We start from the raw sequence: 23,088 nt of genomic DNA on the forward strand, positions 1-23,088 counted from the left end.
GAAATGGTACAAAACCAAAATATCCGTATTCGGCTGAAAGCTTTTGATCATCGCGTTTTGGATAATTCCGCGCTTGAGATTTTGAATACAGCCAAAAGGACAGGTGCCGATGTACGCGGTCCCATTCCTTTGCCGACACATATTGAAAAATATACTGTTTTGCGTGGGCCGCACATTGACAAGAAAAGTCGTGAGCAATTCGAAATCCGTACCCATAAGCGCATGTTGGATATTGTTGATCCAACACCCCAAACAGTCGACGCATTAATGAAGCTGGATCTTCCAGCTGGTGTTGATGTTCAAATTAAGCTCTAGAGTGAGCGAAGGAGAGTAGCCATGCGGTCCGGAGTGATCGTGCAGAAAGTTGGAATGACCCGTCTATTTACTGAGGACGGTCAACATGTGCCAGTCACAGTATTGAAGCTTGATAATTGTCAGGTTGTTGCCCAACGCACGGAAGATAAAGACGGTTATAATGCCGTACAGCTTGGTTCCGGTTTCAGAAAAGTGAAACGGACGACCAATGCTTTGCGTGGGCATTTTGCTAAAGCTAAAGTTGAGCCTAAGCGCAAACTCGCAGAGTTTCGAGTTACCGCAGATAATCTGATTGATATTGGTGCTGAACTGGCTGCCAATCATTTTCTGGAAGGCCAGAAAATTGATGCAACCGGTGTAAGCATTGGTAAGGGTTTTGCCGGGGCCATGAAACGCCATAATTTTGGTGGTTTGCGCGCGTCTCACGGTGTATCAATCTCGCACCGTAGTCACGGCTCAACGGGCCAATGCCAGGATCCTGGTAAGGTGTTCAAAGGTAAAAAAATGGCCGGTCACATGGGTGATGCGAGTGTAACCACGCAAAACCTGACGGTTGTTAAAACGGACGTTATGCGTGGCCTTATCATGGTTAAAGGCGCCGTACCCGGTTCTAAGGGCGGTTGGGTGCTTTTGCGTGATGCTGCCAAGCGTCCGCTTCCAGAGGGTGTGCCAATGCCGGCTGCGATTGTCGAACTGAATTCACCTTCTCAGGAAACACCAGTTGATGAAGCGCCAGCAGAAGAAACACAAGCAGAAGAAACGCCATTTGAGGAGGCTGTTGTCGAAGAAGCAGCAACAGAAGATGTTGCCGCTGAAGAAGCTCCGGCAGAGGAGACTGTTTCTGAAGAAGCTCCGGCAGAAGAAGATAAGGGGGGCGAGTGATGAAAACAGATGTAACCACACTTGAAGCCACCAAATCCGGCACAGTTGATCTTAACGACAGTGTTTATGGTCTTGATTTGCGTGCTGATCTTTTGCACCGCATGGTTAATTACCAGCTTGCAAGCCGTCAGGCCGGTACACACAAAACCAAAAACCGTAGTGAAATTGTCGGTACTACTAAAAAATTCGGTCGCCAAAAGGGTGGCGGTGGTGCACGTCACGGTAACCGCAAATCTAATATTTTTATTGGTGGTGGGCGCGCACATGGCCCTGTTGTCAGAAGCCATGCGACTAAATTGCCGAAAAAAGTTCGTACACTTGCGCTGAAAACAGCTTTGTCCAGTAAGGTTAAAGCTGAGCAACTGATTGTTCTCGATAAGGCAGAGTCTAAAGACGGTAAGACATCCGTCTTGCGTAACCAGCTCACTAAGCTGGGTATTACTTCAGCCTTAATTATTGATGGTAGTGATGTGAATGAAAACTTCGCACGTGCTGCACGCAACATCGAGAAAATCGATGTGCTGCCGGTTCAGGGTATTAATGTTTATGACATTCTGCGCCGTGATCATTTGGTTTTAACAAAGGCCGCAATTGACAGCCTTGAGGAGCGTTTCAAATGAGCAAAGTAAAGGCAACGCCCCGTCATTATGATATTCTGCGCGATCCTGTCATTACCGAGAAAGCAACAATGGCTTCTGAGCATAATCAAGTTGTTTTCAATGTGGCGTCGGATGCAGACAAACCTTCCATCAAGGAAGCTGTTGAAGCGCTGTTTGATGTCAAAGTTAAGGCCGTTAACACGCTTAACCGCAAAGGTAAGGTTAAACGTTTTCGCGGGATTTTGGGTAAGCAGAGCGATAGTAAGCGCGCGATTGTAACGCTTGAAGAGGGGCATTCGATTGATGTGACGACCGGTCTCTAATCCGGACATCATGAAAAGGTTATAAAGCTATGGCATTAAAAACATACAATCCAACGACTCCCGGTCAGCGCGGTTTGATACTTGTTGACCGTTCTGCGCTGCATAAAGGCAAACCGGTTAAGACGTTAACTGAAGGCTTGACCAAATCCGGCGGGCGTAACAACGCCGGTCGAATTACAGCGCGTCGTCGCGGTGGTGGTCACAAACGCAGTTACAGAATTATCGACTTTAAACGCCGTAAATGGGATATGGCTGCGACGGTTGAGCGTCTGGAATATGATCCTAACAGAACCGCTTTTATTGCGCTTATCAAATATGAAGATGGTGAACTGGCTTACATCATTGCGCCTCAGCGTCTGGGTGTTGGCGATAAGGTGATTGCTGGTGAAAAAGTTGATGTGAAGCCGGGTTGTGCGATGCCATTGCGTTCCGTTCCAATCGGTTCCATTATTCATAATATTGAGATGAAGCCAGGTAAGGGTGGTCAGATTGCTCGTTCTGCCGGTGCATTCGCCCAGATTGTTGGGCGTGATCAAACCTATGCGATTATTCGTCTAGGTTCAGGTGAGCAGCGCCTTATTCATGGTGATTGCATGGCAACCATCGGGGCTGTTTCAAATCCTGATCAGAGCAATATCAAGCTTGCCAAAGCAGGTCGTAACCGCTGGATGGGTAAAAGACCGAGCGTGCGTGGTGTTGCCATGAACCCGGTAGATCACCCGCATGGTGGTGGTGAAGGTAAAACATCGGGCGGACGTCATCCTGTGACTCCGTGGGGTAAATCAACAAAAGGTAAGCGCACACGTTCGAACAAATCTTCGGACAAATATATTTTGCGCAGCCGCCATATGAAGAAAAAGCGTTAGGAATAAATTATGACACGTTCAGTTTGGAAAGGCCCGTTTGTCGATGGTTATCTGCTTAAAAAAGCGGAAGCCGTTCGTGAGTCCGGTAGAAACGACGTCATCAAGACTTGGAGCCGTCGGTCTACCATTCTCCCGCAGTTTGTTGGGTTGAATTTTGGTGTCCATAACGGTCAGAAACACATTCCTGTTCTCGTGACAGAAGAAATGGTTGGTCATAAATTCGGTGAATTTGCACCAACGCGAACGTATTACGGCCATGCTGCCGATAAGAAGGCTAAGAGGAAGTAAGATGGGTAAGGCATCTAAACCAAGACAACTTGCTGATAATGAAGCCAAAGCGGTGGGCCGGATGATCCGTACCAGCCCGCAAAAGCTCAATCTTGTCGCGCAATTAATTAGAGGCAAAAAAGCTGAGAAAGCTGTCGCTGATTTAACATTCTCGCGCAGACGCGTTTCCGGGGAAGTAAAAAAAGTTCTCGAAAGTGCGATTGCGAACGCAGAGAACAACCACGATCTAGATGTTGATAGTCTCGTCGTCGCTGAAGCTTATGTCGGTAAGAACCTCGTCATGAAGCGGTTCCGCCCTCGCGCGAAAGGTCGTGCAGCACGCATTATCAAGCCTTTCAGCCAGCTAACAATTATCGTTCGTGAGATGGAAGAAACTCAGGCCGGAGGAGAAGCCTAATGGGACAGAAAATTAATCCGATTGGTATGCGCCTGGGTGTTAACCGAACATGGGACTCCCGCTGGTATGCCAGAAAAGGAGAATATGCAACGCTTTTACACGAAGATTTAAATATCCGTGAAATGCTTCTAAATGAACTTAAGCAGGCGGCTGTATCCAAAATCATTATTGAGCGTCCGCATAAAAAATGCCGTGTCACTATCCATTCGGCACGTCCTGGTGTGATTATTGGGAAAAAAGGTGCTGATATTGAGAAGCTCCGTCGGCGGATTTCTAAAATTACCGATAGTGAAGTGCTTTTGAATATTGTTGAAGTTAGAAAGCCTGAAATTGATGCTCAGCTTGTTGCTGATGGCATAGCCCAGCAGTTAGAGCGTCGTGTTGGTTTCCGACGTGCCATGAAGCGGGCTGTTCAGTCAGCTATCAGGTTAGGTGCTGAGGGTATTCGGATTAATTGCGGTGGACGTCTTGGCGGCGCTGAGATTGCGCGTGTTGAGTGGTATCGGGAGGGGCGTGTGCCACTTCATACTCTCCGCGCAGATATTGATTATGGTGTCGGTTCAGCGCATACGGCTTACGGCGTTTGCGGTATTAAGGTCTGGATTTTCAAAGGTGAAATCGTAGAGCACGATCCGATGGCACGTGATAAGCGCGGTGAGCAAGGTAATGATGACAATGCTGGCTCGTCTAGAGAAATGGCAAGAGGTTAGGGACAATGCTGCAACCTAAACGTACAAAATTCCGTAAAGCCCATAAAGGCCGCATTAAAGGTAATGCTAAGGGTGGGACTGCGCTTAATTTTGGGGCCTTTGGTCTTAAAGCAACGACACCAGAGCGCGTCACATCACGCCAGATTGAGGCTGCACGTCGTGTGATTACGCGTCATATGAAACGTGCCGGACGTGTGTGGATTCGTATCTTTCCTGATGTACCGGTTTCTAAAAAACCGACTGAAGTACGGATGGGTAAAGGTAAGGGTTCGCCAGAATATTGGGCCTGCCGTGTCAAACCCGGTCGGATTATGTTTGAAGTTGACGGTGTGCCTGCAAATGTTGCGCATGAGGCTCTTAAGCTCGCTGCCGCTAAACTTCCGGTTCAGACACGTGTTGTTTCACGCGTTGGTGACCAAGACTAGGAGTTGGGTTTATGAAGATTGCTGAAATCAGAGATTTGACAGCCGACCAGCTAAATGACCGCTTGGTGGAACTGAAAAAAGAACAGTTCAATCTGCGTTTTCAAAAAGCGTCAGGTCAGCTTGAAAATATGGCGCGTATCGGTCAGGTGCGTAAGGAAATTGCCCGTGTGCAGACCGCTAAAAATGAATTTAAGGGAAAACAGGCCGAGTAGGGTCGTTTAATTGAGGACTAAATAGAAATGCCAAAACGTATTCTACAAGGAACTGTTGTTAGCGATAAAACCGACAAAACTGTTGTTGTTCGGGTTGAGCGTCGTCTGACTGACCCTGTGATGAAAAAGACCGTTCGAAAATCTAAGAAGTACCACGTTCATGATGCTGAAAATCAGTTCAAGACCGGAGATACGGTTCGCATCCGAGAGTGTCGTCCGATTTCAAAGCTAAAAAGCTGGGAAGTCATTACGGAATAGTTGAGGCTAGGTAAGGAATAATACAATGATACAGATGCAAACCAATCTGGACGTTGCCGACAATTCGGGTGCTCGCCGGGTGCAGTGCATTAAGGTTCTCGGAGGCTCAAAACGCATGAGCGCCGGCATTGGTGACACAATCGTGGTCAGCGTAAAGGAAGCAATTCCGCGCGGTCGCGTGAAAAAAGGTGACGTTATGCGTGCGGTAATCGTTCGCACAGCCAAAGAAATTCGTCGTAATGATGGAAGTGTCATTCGCTTTGACAGAAATGCAGCTGTGTTGGTGAATAATTCAGGCGAGCCTGTGGGTACCAGAATTTTTGGGCCGGTCACACGTGAATTAAGAGCAACAAATCACATGAAAATCGTTTCTCTTGCGCCGGAGGTTCTGTAATGCCGACAAAATTGAAAATTAAAAAAGGCGATAAGGTTGTTGTGCTGACTGGTCGCGATAAGGGCAAGTCAGGCGAAGTTCTTGGCGTGTTTCCTTCTGAAAACCGTGCGCTGGTGCAAGGCGTGAATATTGTGAAGCGTCACCAGCGTCAGACTGCCCAGACTGAGGGTGGTATCATTGCACGCGAGTCCAAAATTCATATTTCCAACCTCGCCATTGCTGATCCTAAAGATGGAACGCCAAGCCGAGTAGGGTATCAATTTGATAAAGACGGCAAAAAACAAAGATTTGCCAAAAAGTCAGGAGATGTCATCGATGGCTGAAGCAGATTACATTCCACGTCTTAAGACGCATTATGACGACAGCATTCGTGCCCAGCTGACAGAGCAGTTCAGCTATGCCAATCCGATGCAAGTGCCAAAACTTGATAAGGTTGTTTTGAATATGGGTATCGGTGAGGCCACCACAGACACAAAAAAAGTGAAGGCTGCCTATGCTGATATGGAGCTGATTGCAGGTCAAAAGCCTGTCGTCACGCGTGCACGTAACTCCATCGCGACATTCAAGGTTCGTGAAGATATGCCGCTTGGTGTCAAGGTTACACTTCGTAAGGCAAATATGTATGAATTTATTGATCGATTGGTCACCATCGCCTTGCCGCGTGTGCGTGACTTTAGAGGTCTTAATCCTAAAAGTTTTGACGGCAATGGCAATTACGCCATGGGTCTTAAAGAACATATTGTGTTTCCGGAAATCGACTATGACAAGGTCGATACGATCTGGGGAATGGATATCATTGTTTGCACAACCGCGACTTCGGACGTTGAAGCTCGTGAACTTCTTCGTGCATTTAATTTTCCCTTCTCGGACAAGAACTGACAAGAGCGGAGAGAGGTAGTTATGGCTAAAAAAAGCTCTGTAGAACGTAATAAAAAACGTATTCGCCTGGCAGATAAATATGCTGCTAAGCGTGCGGAATTGCTGGCTACGGCCAAGGATGAGTCGCTGACAAATGAGGAGCGTTTTAAAGCGCGTCTTAAGCTTGCAGAACTCCCGCGCAATTCTGCCAAGTCGCGTGTACGCAACCGTTGTGGTGTGACTGGTCGCCCTCGCGGATATTACAGAAAATTGAACATGTCCCGGATCTCACTGAGAGATTTGGCCTCTAAAGGTCAAATACCGGGAATGGTTAAGTCGAGCTGGTAGGGGGAGTATTATGAACTTAAACGATCCTCTTGGTGACATGCTCACACGTATCCGCAATGCTCAAATGCGTGGCAAGTCGAGTGTTGTTTCCCCATCCTCCAAACTGCGCCGTTGGGTGCTTGATGTGCTGAAGGATGAAGGTTATATCCGCGGATATTCCGAAAAACAGTTTACCGGCACGATGGCTGAGCTTGAAATCGAATTGAAATATCATGAAGGGCGTCCTGTCATCCAAGATATTCAGCGTGTTTCAAAACCTGGTCGCCGTGTTTATTCATCTGTAAAGACCATGCCTGTTGTTCAAAACGGACTTGGTATTTCAATTTTATCAACGCCAAAAGGGGTTATGTCTGACTCTGCAGCGCGTGAAAACAATGTAGGTGGGGAGGTTCTCTGCCGCATCTTCTGATGGGGCCTAATTTGAGAATGCTATGAGGAAAAGAAATGTCTCGCATTGGTAAAAAACCTGTTCCTGTACCCGGTGGCGTTGAGGTTAGCCTCAACGGTCAAGCATTGGCTGTTAAGGGACCTAAGGGAGAAATGAGTGCCGTGTTGTCTGACTTGATTGCGATTGAGAAGACAGATGAAGGTATTCTTGTTAGCCCGAAGGAAAAGTCACAAGCAGCAAGAAGTTTTTGGGGCTTGAGCCGTTCAACCGTTGCTAATTTGGTGACGGGTGTCTCCGAAGGTTTTGAGAAAAAACTTGAATTGCAAGGTGTCGGTTATCGCGCTCAGGTTCAAGGTCAAAAACTAAAGCTGAGCCTTGGTTTCAGCCATGATGTTGATTTTTCAGTGCCTGAAGGCATTAAAGTCGAATGCCCATCCCAGACGGAAATCACAGTATCTGGGATTGATAAACAAAAAGTTGGGCAGGTCGCTGCTGAGATACGCTCTTATCGTCCGCCGGAGCCTTATAAGGGTAAGGGCGTGAGATATGTCGGTGAGTATATCTTCCGTAAAGAAGGTAAGAAGAAATAGGATTTCGCTATGGTGAAGAAGATTTCAAAAGATGATAGACGGAAAAAGCGCGTTAGAATGCGTCTGAGAAAGCTGGCAAATGGTAAGCCCAGATTATCGGTTTTCAGATCGTCTCAGCATATCTATGCACAGGTCATCGACGATGAGAATGGTGTAACGGTAGCCGCTGCCTCCAGTAAAGATAAGGATTTTTCCGGGCAGAAGGGTTCTGATAAAGAGGCTGCGGGTCTTGTAGGCAAATTGGTTGCCGAAAGAGCTAAAACAGCCGGCGTTGAAACGGTTATCTTTGACCGTGGCGGATATCTATTTCATGGCAGAGTTAAAGCTCTTGCCGAGGCCGCGCGTGAAGCCGGCTTAAAATTTTAAGGAGACGGACTCGTGGCCAGAGGTGATAATCGTAACGATAACCGCGATGACGATCGCGACAACGAGTTTATAGATAAGCTTGTGCATATTAACCGTGTTGCCAAGGTGGTCAAAGGTGGTCGCCGGTTTGGTTTCGCGGCACTCGTTGTAGTTGGTGACCAAAAAGGTCGGGTTGGTTACGGGCTTGGTAAAGCGCGTGAAGTTCCAGAAGCTATTCGTAAAGCAACTGAAGCTGCCAAACGCAAAATGATCCGTGTGCCTCTTCGAGAAGGTCGTACATTGCATCATGACATTCGTGGTCATCATGGAGCAGGTAAAGTACTTCTTCGCGCTGCACCTCCCGGTACAGGTATTATTGCCGGTGGTCCGATGCGTGCAGTTTTTGAGGTATTGGGTATGCAGGATGTTGTTGCGAAATCAATCGGGACATCAAACCCTTATAATATGGTTCACGCTACGATTGATGCCCTTAGCAAGCAAGCGAGTCCGCGCCAGATTGCAGCGCGTCGCGGCAAGAAGGTTTCAGATATAATTTCCCGTCGCGGGGTTGATGCTGCCGACGCATAATCGGCAAGGAGTGAATGATGGCGAAGAAAAACACAGTGACTGTAGAGCAAATCGGAAGCCCAATTGGGCGTCCTCAAGATCAACGCGCGACACTCGTTGGTCTGGGTCTGAATAAATTGCATCGCCGTAAAACTTTAGAAGATACGCCAGCTGTGCGGGGCATGATTGCCAAAGTCTCGCATCTTGTTCGTATCGTGGAAGACGCCTAAGGGCTTGGAGACTGACTATGAGACTCAATGAATTAAGAGATAATCAAGGCGCACGTAAAACGCGTGTGCGTGTTGGTCGCGGCACGTCATCTGGTAAAGGTAAAACCGGCGGACGAGGCGTAAAAGGTCAAAAGTCACGTTCTGGCGTATCTATTAAGGGCTTTGAAGGTGGGCAAATGCCACTTCACATGCGTTTACCAAAACGCGGCTTTAATGTGCCAAACCCTAAAAAACTGAATGCGGTAAATCTTGGCCGTCTTCAACAGGCTTTGGATGCTGGAAAACTGAATGCATCTGACCCTGTTAACACTGCCAGCCTGAAAAGCGCTGGTGTTATCCGCCGCGAACTTGATGGTGTGCGTATTATTGGCAATGGCGAATTGAAAACTAAGCTGGATTTTGAAGTCTTTGGTGTTTCGGCCTCTGCAAGAGAAGCAATTGAAAAACTGGGCGGCAAAATTACCGTTCTTGCTCCCGCGCCAAGCAAAGATGATGACGATGCGAAAGCTGAAAAAAAGGCCAAAAAGAAGGCCGCAAAAAAAGCTGAAGCTGATGTAGAAGAAACTGACACTGAAGAAGAGGCTCTCGCCGAGGAGACTGCTTCTGGTGATACAGATAACGAAGATAACCAGAGTGAGTAAGGCTTAAGCAGGGCGTAAAATGGCTTCAGCAGCAGAGCAATTAGCAGCAAATCTCAGCCTGTCATCCTTTAAGGGGGCGACGGAACTGAAACAACGTATCTGGTTTACACTTGGTGCGCTGCTGATTTATCGCCTTGGAACGTATATTCCTTTGCCTGGTGTTGATCCACAGGCAGTGAATGCGCTTTTTGAACAAAATCAGGGCGGTATTATCGGCATGTTCAACCTGTTCGCAGGCGGTGCTGTCGGCCGGATGGCGATTTTTGCCCTGAACATTATGCCTTATATTACGGCTTCCATTATTATCCAGCTTCTTACATCTGCTGTGCCACATCTTGAGCATCTCAAAAAAGAAGGTGGGGAACAGGGTCGGAAACAGATTAACCAATATACGCGCTATGGTACGGTTGTACTGGCAGCGATGCAGGGTTTCGGGATTGCCGTTGGGCTGGAACGGGCTGAAGGTATTGTTATTAATCCTGGAGTTTTCTTTGAAATCAGCGCTGTTATTACACTCGTTGGTGGCACAGTTTTCCTTATGTGGCTCGGTGAGCAGATAACTGCTCGCGGTGTTGGTAATGGAATTTCGCTGATTATTTTTGCTGGTATTGTCGCAGAACTTCCGGGTGCGCTGGTCAGCACGCTCGAGTTGGGTCGCCAAGGCGCGTTGTCTACGCTTGTTATCCTGATGCTTCTTGTCATGGTTGCCGTCGTTATTGCCTTCATCGTTTTCATGGAGCGCGCGCAACGCCGTCTGATCGTTCAATATCCGAAGCGTCAGGTTGGTAATAAAATGACAGGTGGCGAAAACTCTCATTTGCCTTTGAAACTGAATGTTGCAGGTGTTATTCCGCCGATTTTTGCGTCATCTTTGCTTTTATTGCCCATTACTGTCGCCAATTTTTCAGGTACAGGCGGTTCTGAGTGGCTAGGTACTGTGACGGCATTGCTGGGTCGTGGCCAGCCGCTTTATATGGCTCTTTATGCGGGTGGTATCATCTTCTTCTGCTTCTTTTATACGTCGATTGTTTTTAACCCGTCTGACACAGCAGATAATCTTAAGCGGAGTGGTGGTTTTATTCCGGGCATTCGTCCGGGTGAGAGAACTGCAGAATATCTAGATAAAGTGCTCACACGTTTGACTGTTGTTGGTGCGCTTTACCTGACGCTTGTCTGTCTCTTGCCAGAAGTTTTGATTAATCAATACAGCGTGCCTTTCTATCTTGGCGGTACATCCTTGTTGATTGTGGTCAGTGTGACCATGGATACGGTTAGCCAAGTCCAGAGCCACCTCTTTGCTCATCAATATGAAGGGCTGATTAAGCAATCCCGTGTTGGGAGGTCCCGCCGATGAAATTGATTTTCCTTGGCCCTCCCGGTGCCGGAAAAGGCACTCAGGCCGCACGGCTAGAGAGTAACCATAATCTTCGTCAGCTTTCTACGGGTGATATGTTGCGTGCCGCCGTGGCTGCTGAAACAGAAATTGGCCTTAAAGCTAAGGATATTATGGCACGTGGTGATCTTGTGCCGGATGAGGTCGTTGTTGGCATTATATCTGATCGTATCGAAGACTCAGATTGTTCTGACGGTTTCATTCTGGATGGGTTTCCCAGAAATATAGCTCAGGCTGAGGCACTGGATGCCATGTTGAGTGATAAAGGCATGACGTTGGACACGGTTCTTGAGCTTAAGGTAGACCATAATAAGTTGCTTGAGCGTATTCGTATCCGGTCTGCCCAAACCGAGGGTGGCCCGCGTGATGACGATAATGAGGAAGCGTTGGCCCATCGCTTGAAAGTATATGAGGAACAAACCGCACCGGTGTCAGAATATTACGCACAAAAAGGTTTGGTGAAGCATGTTGATGGTATGCAGGATATGGATACCGTGACTGAAGATATTGTAGAGATTTTAGGACTTTAGAAAGGATAAGGTAGGGGAAACAAGTTGACTGTTGAGCGGAAGTTTTTATAATCCCGTTTTTCGGTGACATGTAGCAGAAATGTCTAACAGTTGGGGCTAATCAGCTGTTTCTTTATCTGCAGTTTCCACTCCCTTACGGAGATGAGGAGAATTAAGTGGCTCGTATAGCAGGTGTAAATATTCCGACTGCCAAGCGTGTGGTGATTGCCCTGACTTATATTCACGGCATTGGCAACACGAAAGCCAAGGAAATTTGTGAAAAAGTCGGCATCATGCCGGAACGGAGAGTTAATGAACTTTCCGATGCAGAAGTCATTAAAATTCGTGAAACCATTGACGGGGATTATACCGTTGAGGGCGATTTAAGACGTGAAATTGCCATGAATATCAAGCGCTTGCTTGATTTGGGGGTTTACCGTGGTCTTCGTCACCGTCGTAATCTGCCTGTTCGCGGTCAGCGTACACATACTAACGCACGCACCCGCAAAGGTCCTGCGAAACCTATTGCCGGTAAGAAAAAGTAGAGGAACTGTTTTATGGCTACTGATAAAACCCGAGTCCGCCGCAGAGAGCGAAAGAACATCACTTCTGGTGTGGCTCATGTTAATTCTACCTTTAATAACACCATGATTACTATTTCAGATGCTCAAGGCAACGCTGTTTCCTGGTGTTCTGCGGGTGCTATGGGGTTTAAGGGGTCGCGAAAATCCACACCTTATGCCGCGCAAGTCGCTGCTGAAGAAGCAGGTAAAAAGGCCATGGATCACGGGATGAAAACCCTTGAGGTCAATGTTAAGGGGCCAGGTTCTGGTCGTGAGTCAGCCCTCCGCGCTTTGCAATCTATCGGTTTTACGATTACCAGCATTCGTGACGTAACGCCAATTCCACATAATGGATGTCGCCCGCCGAAACGCCGTCGCGTCTAATTACTGAAGTCATTAACCATTAAGAGGAGCCGCCATGATACAGAATAATTGGCAAGAGCTTATCAAACCTACAAAACTGGATATCGTTCCTGGTCATGACAGCAATCGTCATGTGCGCATCGTTGCCGAACCACTTGAGCGTGGTTTTGGTCTTACATTGGGTAATGCCTTGCGCCGGATTTTATTGTCTTCTATTCAAGGCGCAGCTGTTGTTTCCGTTCAAATCGACGGTGTCTTGCATGAATTTTCATCCATTGCGGGTGTGCGTGAAGATATCACAGACATTGTGCTAAACATTAAGCAGATGTCTGTAAAGTGCCACAGCGAAGGCGTGAAGCGCATGATACTCAGCAAAAAGGGGCCAGGTGTTGTGACTGCCGGCGATATTGAAGAAATCGCAGATGTTGAAATCCTCAATCCTGATCTTGTTCTTTGCACGCTTGATGATGGTGCAGATGTGCGTTTTGAATTCACTGTTAACACAGGTAATGGCTATGTTCCGGCCGAGCAAAATCGTGCGGATGATGCGCCTATCGGCCTCATTCCTGTGGACAGTCTTTACAGCCCAGTGCGTCGTGTTTCCTACAATGTTGAAAATACGCGCGAAGGTCAGGTGCTTGATTATGACAAGTTGACCATGGACATTGAAACAGATGGTTCTGTTTCACCTGAAGACGCTCTTGCGTTGGCTGCAAGAATTTTGCAAGACCAGTTGCAGACATTTATCAACTTTGAAGAGCCTGAACAAGTTCCTGAAACTGTCTCTGTTGCCGAGGAAATTGGTTTCAGCGCGGCCTTGTTGAAGAAAGTTGATGAGCTTGAATTGTCAGTTAGATCAGCCAATTGCTTGAAAAATGACAATATTGTTTATATCGGCGATTTGATTCAGAAATCTGAAGCTGAAATGTTGCGGACACCAAACTTTGGTCGTAAATCCTTGAATGAAATTAAGGAAGTACTTTCAGAAATGAGCCTGCATTTGGGTATGGAAGTCCCCACATGGCCACCTGAAAATATTGAAGAACTTGCCAAAAGGTTTGAAGAAAATTTTTAACTTTATTATCTGCGAATTCGGAGAGAACCATGCGTCACGCTAAAGCAGGCAGAAAATTAAACCGCACCCAAAGTCACCGCAAATCTATGTTGGGGAATCTGGCAGTCGCATTGATCAAACATGAGCAGATTGTTACCACTCTGCCAAAAGCTAAAGAGCTTCGTCCTTATGTTGAGAAGCTTGTAACGCTTGGTAAGCGTGGTGATTTGCACGCTCGACGCCAGGCAATAGCCAAACTGCCAGAAAAAGAATGGGCAAAGAAGCTGTTTGAAACGCTGGCACCACGTTATGCAGACCGTTCAGGCGGTTATACGCGTGTTCTCAAAGCCGGTTACAGATTTGGTGATAATGCACCCATGGCTGTGATTGAATTTGTTGACCGTGACCCTGAGGCGCGTGGTCAAGACTCGGGTCCTGTTCAGGTGGATGATGAGGGTGTTGAAGAAGCCATCTAACGGTCTCGTCTTCTCGACTTTTATGTCTGTATTCGGCCTTACCCGCCGTTCGCTAAATTTCACTTTTCTATTTGTCAGCGTTTTTATTTTGACAAACATGGCTTCTGCTGAGCCACGTATTCCTAAGTCCTTGAAAGATGTGCAGCTGAGCTTTGCGCCGGTTGTTGAACAGGCAGCACCAGCGGTTGTAAATGTTTATGCGACCCGCCGTGTGAAGGCACGCCGACCTAGCTTATTCAATGACAGATTTTTTGAAGAATTTTTTGGTCGATCCTTCGGGGATAATTTTGGTCAAAGGGAGAGATTGGAAAACTCACTCGGCTCGGGGGTGATTGTCTCCGCTGAGGGGATTGTTGTGACCAATAATCATGTGATTAGCGGCGCTGAGGCGTTTAAGGTTGTTTTGTCAGACAGACGAGAGTATTCAGCCGAGCTCTTACTTGCAGATGAACGCACAGATCTTGCCGTTTTGAAGATTCTTGATGCAGAAGAGCGATTTCCAGCTCTGCCTTATCGAAATTCTGACACGGTGAATGTTGGTGATTTTGTGTTGGCGATTGGCAACCCGTTTGGTGTTGGACAGACCGTGACGAATGGGATTGTTTCGGCACTAGCGCGGACCAGTGTAGGTGTGACAGATTTTCAGTCATTTATTCAAACGGATGCACCGATTAATCCGGGCAATTCCGGTGGCGCATTGGTTACCATGGATGGGCGTTTACTCGGCGTGAATACGGCGATTTATACCCGTTCGGGTGGGTCAGTAGGGATCGGCTTTGCTATTCCCTCTAATATGGTTCAGCAAGTTGTTGATGCGGCGCTTTCTGATGGAAGAATAGTGCGCCCCTGGGCCGGTATGGAATTACAGAAAGTCTCTCAATCGCTTGCCCAGACACTTGGGTTGGCAAAACCTGTGGGGGCGCTCATTGTTAAGCTTCACCCCAATAGTCCTTTACGAAAAGCTGGCTTAAAATCTGGCGATGTCGTGAGGACATTTAATGGTAAAGAAATTCTCGAACCTGAGAATTTTCGTTATCGTATGGCTGTTGCTGGTGTTGGGGCGAGAGCGGAAATTGGCTATCTCAGGCAAGGAAAAGGGAATACTGTTAACGTTAAACTTACCGCCCCGCCAGATGTCCCACCACGAAATGAAACAACACTGACTGGGGAACATATTTTTAACACCGTGAAGGTCAGCAATCTCAATCCTGCAGTGGTTGATGAGATAGGGCAGGCTTTTAAATTAGGCCTTGAAGAAAAAGGCGTTATTATCCTAACCGTTGATAAACGCGCCCGCGCCGCGAGAGTCGGTTTACGCCCGGGAGATATTGTTCTCTCTATTAACGGGATAGAAATTAAAAGTGTTGCGGAATTGGTTGCCTTGTTGAACAAGCCATCAGAGCAGTGGAGTTTAGAAATCAGACGGGCTGGACGAATTATAAGAACGTCAATACGTTAGCTTGCAAGGTGAAATGAGAATTAAGGGGCGATAATGAGCGGTGTGCAACATTTACAGGTGCAGCCGGATCAAGCCGGGATGCGGCTTGATCGTTGGTTTCGTTCACTTTTTCCTCATATTAGTCATATCCAGTTAGAAAAACTCCTACGCAAGGGACAAATTCGTGTTGATGGCGGACGCGCAAAATCGTCTTTGCGACTTGAAGCGTGGCAGATGATACGTGTACCGCCATTGGTAACACCGGACCAATCAAAGCAGAGAGCTAAACAAGAAAAACGCGCTGTTCCCCTGCACCTGCAGGACATGATTTTAAAAAGTATCATTTATGAAGACGCGGATGTAATTGCGCTCAACAAGCCGTCCGGATTGGCTGTGCAGGGCGGGTCAAAAACTGACTGGCATGTAGACGCCTTGCTCGATGTGCTGGCAGATAAAGGGGAAAGGCCAAGACTGGTTCACCGCCTTGACCGAGACACATCTGGCGTATTGCTGCTCGCTAAGCACCGTAAAGCTGCCTCGGCACTAACGAAAGCTTTTGCTGAAAGGGAAACCAGAAAAATCTATTGGGCACTGGTTCACGGGGTTCCACGCCCTGAGCAAGGCGATATTAAGCTGAAACTTGTTAAGCGCGCCGCTGGTGATGGCAATGAGCGTGTACGGCCTGCTGAGGATCACGATAAAGAAGCGATGAAAGCGATAACGCGCTTCAGTGTTGTGTCGCGGGCGGGGCAGGTTTTCTCATGGGTGGCTTTTATGCCGATAACCGGACGCACGCATCAAATTCGTGCTCATGCCCTGGCGATTGGTCATCCCCTTGTCGGGGATAATAAATATACGCTCCCCGAGATTGAAACCGGGGGTGAACTGCCAAATAAGTTACATCTCCATGCGCGTATGATTGACATGCCACATCCGTCTGGTGGTCGTCTGATTGTTGCTGCGGATTTACAGGCGCACATGGCTGAAAGTTGGGGGCTTCTTGGATTTGAGTCGAATGATTACGAAGACCCGTTTCCTCGTGAGGCAAGCTAGCAATGCCACGCAGATTTTATGAAAAGGTAAGCATTGAAGAGTTGGCAGAGGGCCATATCATTCGTCTTGATACACATAAACTTATGACTCCTGCAAAAAAACTGCTCTTACTGCCATATGCGCAACTGGCAGAAGCCGTGGCGGATGAATGGCGGCAAGTTGACGATGACATCATTTTATCTGATATGCCGATGAGCCGCCTTGTTTATACGGCTCTTGACCGCGTATCGGAAAGCTATAAGGCAACCGCACAGGCGTTTGCTTCTTATGGCGAGACAGACTTACTGTGTTATCGCGCTACGCATCCTGACACGTTGGTGCAACGTCAGGATGAGATATGGTCGCCTTATCTAGATTGGGTGAGGGCAACCTATGGCGTATCTCTTCAAACCGGGGCAGGTATTGCGCCGATAAAACAATCACAATCAAGTATTGAGGTTTTGACTCAGATTGCCCAAGGAGGAGAGGGGCTGGAGCCTAATCCTTTGCGGTTAACGGGACTGGCGCATGGGGCAGGTTTACTGGGGTCAGCTGTTCTGGCATTACGTATGGAGTCTGGCGAAGATAAGGCTGAAAATATCTGGCGTGCTGCGTTCCTGGATGATTTTTTCCAGTTTGAACAATGGGGAGAAGACAGCGAAGCGATGGCGCGGCTGGAAGGAATGAAAAGGGAAATAGAGACTTTAAGTGACTATTTTTCTTTATTTTTTTCGTGATTCAAATTATTAAATATCAACGTTTAAGAGACAGACTTGAGTAGGGTGGGATGAGAGAAGTCATAGAAAAACTTGAAGAACGACGTCGAATTGCCCGATTGGGCGGTGGCGAAAAAAGAATTGAAGCTCAGCATGCGAGAGGCAAGCTGACGGCGAGAGAGCGCATAGAACTTCTCCTCGATGAAGGATCTTTTGAAGAATATGACATGTTCGTTGAACATGATTGCCATGAATTTGGTATGGAAGATCAGAAAATTCCTGGCGATGGTGTCGTAACTGGCTGGGGTACGGTAAATGGGCGCGCTATTTATATTTTTGCCAAAGATTTTACCGTGTTTGGTGGGTCACTCTCTAAAGCCCACGCCCAGAAAATCAATAAAGTTCAGGATATGGCGCTTCGTAACGGTCTACCGATAATCGGTATTCTTGATGCCGGTGGTGCGCGGATTCAGGAAGGCGTTGACGCTCTTGGCGGTTATGCCGAGGTATTCCAAAGAAATACACTGGCCTCCGGTGTTATTCCACAAATCACCATGATTATGGGGCCCTGTGCTGGCGGAGATGTTTACTCACCTGCACTCACTGATTTTGTCTTTATGGTACGAAATTCATCCTACATGTTTGTAACAGGCCCTGATGTTGTTAAAACCGTAACAAATGAATAGGTTACAGCAGAGGAGTTGGGCGGCGCGAAAGTGCATACTACAAAATCCTCTGTTGCAGATGGGGCTTATGACAATGATATTGAAGCGCTAACCGAGCTTAGGCGATTTATTGACTTCCTGCCGCAATCCAACCGGTCGGGTGTGCCTGTTCTGCCAAGCCATGAGCCAGCAGATAAGCCGGATTTATCTTTAGATACCTTAATCCCATCCAATCCGAACATGCCTTACGACATCAAGGAAATAATTTATAAAGTCTCTGATGAAGGCGATTTTTTTGAAATTCAAAAAGATTTTGCCAAAAACATCGTCGTTGGTTTTGGACGTATGGAAGGTAGCACGGTGGGGTTCGTAGCTAATCAGCCCATGGTTCTTGCCGGTGTGCTGGATAGCGATTCGAGCCGAAAAGCTGCGCGGTTCGTCAGATTCTGTGATGCTTTTGAAATTCCTGTTGTCACGCTCGTGGATGTCCCGGGCTTCCTGCCGGGGACAGCACAGGAATATGGCGGATTAATTAAGCATGGTGCAAAGTTGCTGTTTGCCTATGCGGAAGCAACAGTTCCAAAAATCACAATTATCACACGCAAGGCCTATGGTGGCGCGTATGATGTGATGGCGTCTAAACATTTGCGCGGCGATGTGAACTACGCATGGCCGACAGCAGAGATTGCTGTTATGGGCGCGAAAGGGGCGGTTGAGATTATTTTCCGTAAATCGCTGGATAATCCTGAGGAGATTGAAAAACGCACGGAAGAATATGAGGATAGGTTCTTGAACCCGTTTGTAGCTGCCGAGCGTGGGTACATTGATGAAGTGATACAGCCCAGAAACACCCGTATGAGGATTTGTCGTGCTTTGGCTTTGCTGAAAGGCAAGAAGCTGGATAATCCTTGGAAAAAACACGACAATATTCCGCTATAGGTCACAAACATGTTTCAAAAGATTTTAATTGCTAACCGTGGTGAAATTGCCTGTCGCGTTATCAGGACAGCCAGAGCTATGGGAATTAAGACAGTCGCTGTTTATTCAGATGCTGATGCTGATGCGTTGCATGTGCGTGAGGCCGATGAAGCTGTCCATATTGGTGGTGCGCCCGCGTCTGAGAGTTATCTGATTATTGATAAAATTCTCGATGCGATTAAACAAACTGGCGCGGAAGCGGTACATCCGGGTTATGGTTTTTTGAGTGAGAATAAGCTTTTCGCTGAAGCACTTGATAAGGCTGGAGTAGCTTTTATTGGCCCACCTGCTGGGGCGATCGAGGCGATGGGGGATAAAATTACCTCCAAAAAGCTCGCCATGGAAGCCGGTGTTAGCACGGTTCCTGGGCATATGGGACTGATTGAGGATGCCGATGAAGCGGTTAAAATAGCGACTGACATTGGCTATCCCGTTATGATTAAAGCCTCTGCGGGGGGCGGTGGTAAGGGTATGCGGATTGCCTGGAATGATGAGGAAGCCAGGGAAGGTTTTCAGTCCTCCAAAAATGAAGCGGCCTCAAGCTTTGGTGACGACAGAATATTCATTGAAAAATTTGTTACACAACCGCGTCATATTGAAATTCAGGTGCTGGGTGATAAGCATGGCAATGTGATTTATCTGGGGGAGCGAGAATGCTCCATTCAGCGACGAAATCAAAAAGTTATTGAGGAAGCGCCAAGCCCATTTCTGGATGAGAAAACCAGAAAGGCGATGGGTAAAGAGGCTGTAGCGCTGTCAAAAGCGGTTGACTATTGTTCCGCAGGAACGGTGGAATTCATCGTTGATGGCGATAAAAACTTTTACTTTCTGGAAATGAATACACGCTTGCAGGTTGAACACCCCGTTACCGAACTGATTACGGGCATCGATCTTGTTGAGCAGATGATTAAGGTTGCTGCGGGTGAAAAGCTGTCACTGGCGCAAAAAGATGTAAAGTTGAATGGCTGGGCTATGGAAAGCCGGATTTACGCTGAGGATCCATATAGAGGTTTCCTTCCATCAACTGGTCGTTTAACTCGTTATCGTCCGCCACATGAAGGTGTGACAGATGGTATAACTGTTCGTAATGATACTGGCGTGTATGAGGGCGGTGAAATTTCACTGTTTTATGACCCGATGATTGCCAAACTGGTAACGCATGCTGATGATCGTATTGCATCAATTGATGCGATGGCTGATGCGTTAGACAGATTTAGAATTGACGGTATTCGCCATAATATAGATTTTCTCGCCGCGATTATGCAACATGATCGTTTCCGTGAAGGTGCGCTGACCACGGCATTTATTGCCGAGGAATACCCTGATGGTTTTGAAGGCGCGCCTCTATCTTCTGAGCAAATAAAAGAACGCGCTGTTATCGGTTTTTATATACGCTCTTATGTGCTGGATCGAGCATCTGAAATTTCTGGTGCCATGCCCAATTATGAGGCGACACTGCCGGATGCGATGGCGGTGCAGGTCGAAGATCAGGTTTTCACGGCGCGGTTTGATGAAAATGGTATCGTTCTGGACGATGAAACCTTTGAGCTTGAAAGCCTCTGGTTGCCGGGTGATTTATTTTTCGAAGGTAAAGTGAGTGGTCAAGCTATTTCACTTGCCGTCGATACCATGCCGGAAGGTTATGTGTTGACTTCGCGTGGTAAGGCGCAAGAGGTTTTTGTCAGAAGTTTGCGGGCGCAGGAGCTTATGGTCTTTATGCCTGAGAAAACCGATGGGGCAAGTAGTAAAGAGCTGCTTTGCCCGATGCCCGGCGTTGTGATGTCCATTGATGTTGAAGAGGGACAAGAGGTTAAGTCAGGTCAAGCTCTCGCAGTAGTGGAAGCCATGAAGATGGAAAATATTCTTCGTGCCGAGAAAGATGCCAAAGTTAAGTCTGTCTTGGTCGCTGCTGGGGATAAGCTTGCCGTTGATGATGTTATGATCGAATTTGAATAAGTTAATTTATTTCAAAACTGGTCTGAAACGTTTTAATCAAAGCCTCATCTAGTTCTGCCATAGATATGTTCATGCCTAATGCCTTTAGGCTGGTGACATTCTGGTCAGTTATCCCGCACGGGACAATGCCACTGAAATGTGTCAAATCAGGGCTTACATTTATCGAAATGCCATGAAAGCTCATCCATTTTCGTAATCTGATACCAATAGCGGCGATTTTATCTGCGCGATTTTCTCCAAGATCTGGTCTGTCAACCCAGACACCTATATGAGTGTTATCGGCTCTGGTCTCTAGACCACATTCATTAAGCGCATGAATAATCCAGTTTTGTAACTGCTTAACAAATTGTCGGACGTCACGTCCCCTCTGATTGAGGTCAAGCATGACATAGACAACGCGCTGTCCAGGCCCGTGATATGTAAACTGCCCACCGCGACCGGATTTGAAGACAGGAAGTTTTTGAGGACTGAGTAAATCGCTTTCTTGTGCGCCTGTGCCTGCCGTGTAAAGGGGGGGATGTTCGAGAAACCACAACAGTTCCCCACATTCTCCTGCGCGCATGGCCTCTATATGGGCTTCCATCTCCGCCACGGCCTCAGGATAAGATACAGGCGTCGTTGATAGCCGACAGCTCGGTAAGCCATCAATTTCACTTGATTGCTCAATATAGATAGGATGAGTGATTTGCTCGCCAATTTCTGTCATATTAAATATTATACCGAGAATAAAGAAACTGTGTGATTTATATTATACATCAATATTATGTATAATAAATAATTCTACATTTAATAATGACAAAAATTAATGTAACCGTTATATATAGTGAGAAAGGTTAATCATGCTTCCGATTATCTTAGATGTATCGTCCTTAAAAGTTGCTGTTATCGGGAATGGACTTCAGGCGGTGAAGCGGTTGGATATGCTTCGCGATGCAGATGTCAGCGAGATTGACATTTTCTCACCTGATCCGGATGACGAGATGAAGGCAGCCGCTGGAGATATGGTCAAGCTACATCTGCCATCAGCAGAAGATATAAGCAGTTATGCTATCATCTTTATTGCTAATCTGGAGGCAGAAGAGGCGGAAAAATTAGCAGTACAAGCCCGGGAACAGGGTGTGCTTGTTAATGTTGAAGATGTGAAGCCGCTTTGTGATTTTCATGTGCCGTCTATTATCCGGCGGGGAAAATTGCTTCTAACGGCCTCCACGGGGGGGATGTCGCCTGCGCTGGCGCGACTGTTAAGAGAGTTTTTGGCAGCACGTTTTGCCCCTGTTTGGGCAGATAGGCTGGAAATAATTGGTGCGGCACGGCATAAGTGGCGTGATGAAGGTCTGAGCTTTGGCGAGGTCACAAAGAACACGAATGATTTGATTGATAAAGAAGGGTGGTTAGATTGCCCATGTCCATTAAAGACAGAGAAGTCCTAGAAGAGAATCTTACGCTTGAAGCTACGGAGATGCTGGTACGCACTGCTGAATTGTCGGCAGTTGAGTTTCTGACTACCATTCTAAGGGATGAGTTTAAAGATGAGATATGCGTCGTCTCATCTTTTGGTGCGGAGTCAGCTGTGCTGTTGCATATGGTGGCGCAAATTGACCCGACGACACCCGTTATCTTTTTAAACACTGGCAAGCTTTTTGGAGAAACCTTGCGTTACAGAGATCGTCTGCAAACGCTTCTTGGGCTGACCGATGTGCGATCTATCGGTCCGCACCCAACAGATTTGGCTGAAAAAGACAGCAATGAGGATTTGTGGCAGAAAAATAATGATTTATGCTGTCATATTCGTAAGTTTCTGCCACAACAACGCGCCTTGAAGGGATTTAAGGCTGTATTAACGGGACGCAAGCGTTTTCAGACAACCCAGCGTAGTTCTATGCAACGCATTGAAATAGATGACGAAGCTGCCGCTAGGTTACGCGTAAACCCACTTGTAGATTTTACGTTGGATGACCTGCAGGCGTATTTGGAAACCCATAACCTCCCTAAGCACCCACTTGTCAAAGATGGTTACTTGTCTATTGGATGCATGCCTTGCACGGATAAAGTCAAAGAAGGGGATGACTATCGTTCCGGTCGTTGGTCTGAACAAGACAAAGAAGAATGTGGCATGCACGGCACTGAATTTGTCTATGGTGAGGGTATATAAACTTTTCAAAATTTAGCTTGAGGCAACCAGCCGGATTTGCTAAAGCGTGGTTCTCTTACCAGTGCGGTCGTGGCGGAATTGGTAGACGCGCAGCGTTGAGGTCGCTGTGGGGTAACACCCGTGGAAGTTCGAGTCTTCTCGACCGCACCATTTCTAA

The 23,088-nt window shown here is 47.2% G+C and carries 34 protein-coding genes, 1 tRNA gene and 1 pseudogene; 35 read left to right on the top strand and 1 reads right to left on the bottom strand.

The genetic code is table 11. From position 1 onward, the window contains the following. The first annotated feature begins 3 nt into the window (after positions 1–3). The 32 genes and pseudogenes from rpsJ (at position 4) to RS24_RS00230 (ending at position 20,779) form a co-directional block, all read left to right on the top strand. Positions 4–315, top strand: a complete 312-nt coding sequence (gene rpsJ / locus RS24_RS00075) for a 30S ribosomal protein S10 (RefSeq protein ID WP_008520583.1) — start codon at positions 4–6, stop codon at positions 313–315. Between the two features lie 21 nt (positions 316–336). After that, complete coding sequence (gene rplC / locus RS24_RS00080; protein ID WP_021776126.1) at positions 337–1,197, top strand: 50S ribosomal protein L3; 861 nt, start codon at positions 337–339, stop codon at positions 1,195–1,197. Beyond that, positions 1,197–1,817, top strand: coding sequence for a 50S ribosomal protein L4 (rplD, locus tag RS24_RS00085; RefSeq protein WP_021776127.1), 621 nt, complete (start codon positions 1,197–1,199; stop codon positions 1,815–1,817). Before rplC ends, rplD begins: the two co-directional genes overlap by 1 nt. Further along, entirely contained in the window at positions 1,814–2,119 is a 306-nt protein-coding gene (locus tag RS24_RS00090; RefSeq protein WP_021776128.1) for a 50S ribosomal protein L23, read from the top strand. Before rplD ends, RS24_RS00090 begins: the two co-directional genes overlap by 4 nt. 29 nt (positions 2,120–2,148) lie before the next feature. Then, positions 2,149–2,985 carry a 50S ribosomal protein L2 gene (rplB, locus tag RS24_RS00095; protein ID WP_021776129.1) on the top strand — a complete coding sequence of 279 codons (837 nt, stop codon included), beginning with the start codon at positions 2,149–2,151 and terminating at the stop codon, positions 2,983–2,985. Positions 2,986–2,994: 9 nt separating this feature from the next. Then, positions 2,995–3,273, top strand: a complete 279-nt coding sequence (rpsS, locus tag RS24_RS00100) for a 30S ribosomal protein S19 (RefSeq protein ID WP_021776130.1) — start codon at positions 2,995–2,997, stop codon at positions 3,271–3,273. Position 3,274: 1 nt separating this feature from the next. Further along, positions 3,275–3,670: a 50S ribosomal protein L22 gene (rplV, locus tag RS24_RS00105; protein WP_021776131.1), complete on the top strand. Its 396-nt coding sequence runs from the start codon at positions 3,275–3,277 to the stop codon at positions 3,668–3,670. Continuing rightward, positions 3,670–4,380, top strand: coding sequence for a 30S ribosomal protein S3 (rpsC, locus tag RS24_RS00110; RefSeq protein ID WP_021776132.1), 711 nt, complete (start codon positions 3,670–3,672; stop codon positions 4,378–4,380). The genes rplV and rpsC overlap by 1 nt, the downstream gene beginning before the upstream one ends. Positions 4,381–4,385: 5 nt before the next feature. Beyond that, entirely contained in the window at positions 4,386–4,805 is a 420-nt protein-coding gene (gene rplP / locus RS24_RS00115) for a 50S ribosomal protein L16 (RefSeq protein WP_021776133.1), read from the top strand. Positions 4,806–4,816: 11 nt separating this feature from the next. Continuing rightward, positions 4,817–5,017: a 50S ribosomal protein L29 gene (gene rpmC / locus RS24_RS00120; protein ID WP_021776134.1), complete on the top strand. Its 201-nt coding sequence runs from the start codon at positions 4,817–4,819 to the stop codon at positions 5,015–5,017. Between the two features lie 27 nt (positions 5,018–5,044). After that, the gene (rpsQ, locus tag RS24_RS00125) at positions 5,045–5,275 is read left to right on the top strand and encodes a 30S ribosomal protein S17 (RefSeq protein WP_021776135.1); all 231 of its coding nucleotides are present in this window, start codon (positions 5,045–5,047) and stop codon (positions 5,273–5,275) included. 25 nt (positions 5,276–5,300) lie between these two features. After that, positions 5,301–5,669: a 50S ribosomal protein L14 gene (gene rplN / locus RS24_RS00130; RefSeq protein WP_021776136.1), complete on the top strand. Its 369-nt coding sequence runs from the start codon at positions 5,301–5,303 to the stop codon at positions 5,667–5,669. Further along, entirely contained in the window at positions 5,669–5,992 is a 324-nt protein-coding gene (rplX, locus tag RS24_RS00135; RefSeq protein WP_021776137.1) for a 50S ribosomal protein L24, read from the top strand. The genes rplN and rplX overlap by 1 nt, the downstream gene beginning before the upstream one ends. After that, a complete protein-coding gene (rplE, locus tag RS24_RS00140; protein WP_021776138.1) occupies positions 5,985–6,548 on the top strand; it encodes a 50S ribosomal protein L5 in 564 nt (187 codons plus the stop codon). Before rplX ends, rplE begins: the two co-directional genes overlap by 8 nt. 21 nt (positions 6,549–6,569) lie before the next feature. Continuing rightward, positions 6,570–6,875, top strand: a complete 306-nt coding sequence (gene rpsN, locus RS24_RS00145; protein ID WP_021776139.1) for a 30S ribosomal protein S14 — start codon at positions 6,570–6,572, stop codon at positions 6,873–6,875. A gap of 10 nt (positions 6,876–6,885) precedes the next feature. Beyond that, positions 6,886–7,284 (top strand): 30S ribosomal protein S8, encoded by a 399-nt coding sequence (rpsH, locus tag RS24_RS00150; RefSeq protein ID WP_021776140.1) that lies wholly within the window; start codon positions 6,886–6,888, stop codon positions 7,282–7,284. A 35-nt stretch (positions 7,285–7,319) separates the two neighbouring features. Continuing rightward, positions 7,320–7,853, top strand: coding sequence for a 50S ribosomal protein L6 (gene rplF / locus RS24_RS00155; RefSeq protein ID WP_021776141.1), 534 nt, complete (start codon positions 7,320–7,322; stop codon positions 7,851–7,853). A gap of 9 nt (positions 7,854–7,862) precedes the next feature. Next, the gene (gene rplR, locus RS24_RS00160; protein WP_021776142.1) at positions 7,863–8,219 is read left to right on the top strand and encodes a 50S ribosomal protein L18; all 357 of its coding nucleotides are present in this window, start codon (positions 7,863–7,865) and stop codon (positions 8,217–8,219) included. A 12-nt stretch (positions 8,220–8,231) separates the two neighbouring features. Further along, positions 8,232–8,786, top strand: a complete 555-nt coding sequence (gene rpsE, locus RS24_RS00165; RefSeq protein WP_021776143.1) for a 30S ribosomal protein S5 — start codon at positions 8,232–8,234, stop codon at positions 8,784–8,786. 14 nt (positions 8,787–8,800) lie between these two features. Further along, positions 8,801–8,995, top strand: a complete 195-nt coding sequence (gene rpmD, locus RS24_RS00170; RefSeq protein WP_420885935.1) for a 50S ribosomal protein L30 — start codon at positions 8,801–8,803, stop codon at positions 8,993–8,995. Between the two features lie 17 nt (positions 8,996–9,012). Beyond that, a complete protein-coding gene (rplO, locus tag RS24_RS00175) occupies positions 9,013–9,636 on the top strand; it encodes a 50S ribosomal protein L15 (protein ID WP_021776145.1) in 624 nt (207 codons plus the stop codon). A gap of 19 nt (positions 9,637–9,655) precedes the next feature. Continuing rightward, the gene (gene secY, locus RS24_RS00180) at positions 9,656–10,990 is read left to right on the top strand and encodes a preprotein translocase subunit SecY (RefSeq protein WP_021776146.1); all 1,335 of its coding nucleotides are present in this window, start codon (positions 9,656–9,658) and stop codon (positions 10,988–10,990) included. Continuing rightward, entirely contained in the window at positions 10,987–11,559 is a 573-nt protein-coding gene (locus RS24_RS00185) for an adenylate kinase (RefSeq protein WP_021776147.1), read from the top strand. Before secY ends, RS24_RS00185 begins: the two co-directional genes overlap by 4 nt. 155 nt (positions 11,560–11,714) lie before the next feature. Continuing rightward, positions 11,715–12,083 (top strand): 30S ribosomal protein S13, encoded by a 369-nt coding sequence (gene rpsM / locus RS24_RS00190; protein WP_021776148.1) that lies wholly within the window; start codon positions 11,715–11,717, stop codon positions 12,081–12,083. A 12-nt stretch (positions 12,084–12,095) separates the two neighbouring features. Further along, positions 12,096–12,485, top strand: a complete 390-nt coding sequence (gene rpsK, locus RS24_RS00195) for a 30S ribosomal protein S11 (protein WP_021776149.1) — start codon at positions 12,096–12,098, stop codon at positions 12,483–12,485. A gap of 34 nt (positions 12,486–12,519) precedes the next feature. After that, complete coding sequence (locus tag RS24_RS00200; protein WP_021776150.1) at positions 12,520–13,539, top strand: DNA-directed RNA polymerase subunit alpha; 1,020 nt, start codon at positions 12,520–12,522, stop codon at positions 13,537–13,539. Positions 13,540–13,568: 29 nt separating this feature from the next. Next, the gene (rplQ, locus tag RS24_RS00205) at positions 13,569–13,994 is read left to right on the top strand and encodes a 50S ribosomal protein L17 (protein ID WP_021776151.1); all 426 of its coding nucleotides are present in this window, start codon (positions 13,569–13,571) and stop codon (positions 13,992–13,994) included. Continuing rightward, positions 13,975–15,453 (top strand): DegQ family serine endoprotease, encoded by a 1,479-nt coding sequence (locus RS24_RS00210; protein WP_239642381.1) that lies wholly within the window; start codon positions 13,975–13,977, stop codon positions 15,451–15,453. The genes rplQ and RS24_RS00210 overlap by 20 nt, the downstream gene beginning before the upstream one ends. Before the next feature lie 33 nt (positions 15,454–15,486). Then, entirely contained in the window at positions 15,487–16,485 is a 999-nt protein-coding gene (locus RS24_RS00215) for an RluA family pseudouridine synthase (RefSeq protein ID WP_021776153.1), read from the top strand. 2 nt (positions 16,486–16,487) lie between these two features. Then, complete coding sequence (locus RS24_RS00220) at positions 16,488–17,201, top strand: ATP12 family chaperone protein (RefSeq protein ID WP_021776154.1); 714 nt, start codon at positions 16,488–16,490, stop codon at positions 17,199–17,201. A 50-nt stretch (positions 17,202–17,251) separates the two neighbouring features. Continuing rightward, positions 17,252–18,784, top strand: a pseudogene (locus tag RS24_RS00225) (acyl-CoA carboxylase subunit beta). 9 nt (positions 18,785–18,793) lie between these two features. Then, entirely contained in the window at positions 18,794–20,779 is a 1,986-nt protein-coding gene (locus tag RS24_RS00230; RefSeq protein ID WP_021776157.1) for an acetyl-CoA carboxylase biotin carboxylase subunit, read from the top strand. A gap of 1 nt (position 20,780) precedes the next feature. Here RS24_RS00230 and lipB read toward each other — a convergent pair whose 3' ends face one another. Further along, positions 20,781–21,485 carry a lipoyl(octanoyl) transferase LipB gene (gene lipB / locus RS24_RS00235; RefSeq protein ID WP_021776158.1) on the bottom strand — a complete coding sequence of 235 codons (705 nt, stop codon included), beginning with the start codon at positions 21,483–21,485 and terminating at the stop codon, positions 20,781–20,783. A gap of 133 nt (positions 21,486–21,618) precedes the next feature. Between lipB and RS24_RS00240 the strand changes: the two genes are divergently transcribed. The 3 genes from RS24_RS00240 to RS24_RS00250 all read left to right on the top strand — a co-directional run bounded on the left by RS24_RS00240 (position 21,619) and on the right by RS24_RS00250 (position 23,081). Then, complete coding sequence (locus RS24_RS00240; protein ID WP_021776159.1) at positions 21,619–22,209, top strand: precorrin-2 dehydrogenase/sirohydrochlorin ferrochelatase family protein; 591 nt, start codon at positions 21,619–21,621, stop codon at positions 22,207–22,209. Further along, the gene (locus tag RS24_RS00245; protein WP_021776160.1) at positions 22,182–22,931 is read left to right on the top strand and encodes a phosphoadenylyl-sulfate reductase; all 750 of its coding nucleotides are present in this window, start codon (positions 22,182–22,184) and stop codon (positions 22,929–22,931) included. The genes RS24_RS00240 and RS24_RS00245 overlap by 28 nt, the downstream gene beginning before the upstream one ends. Before the next feature lie 63 nt (positions 22,932–22,994). Continuing rightward, positions 22,995–23,081 (top strand) — tRNA-Leu (locus tag RS24_RS00250). The last annotated feature ends 7 nt before the right edge of the window (positions 23,082–23,088 follow it).

The sequence above is a fragment of the Candidatus Micropelagos thuwalensis genome, from assembly GCF_000469155.1.
Lineage (GTDB): Bacteria > Pseudomonadota > Alphaproteobacteria > RS24 > RS24 > Micropelagius > Micropelagius thuwalensis.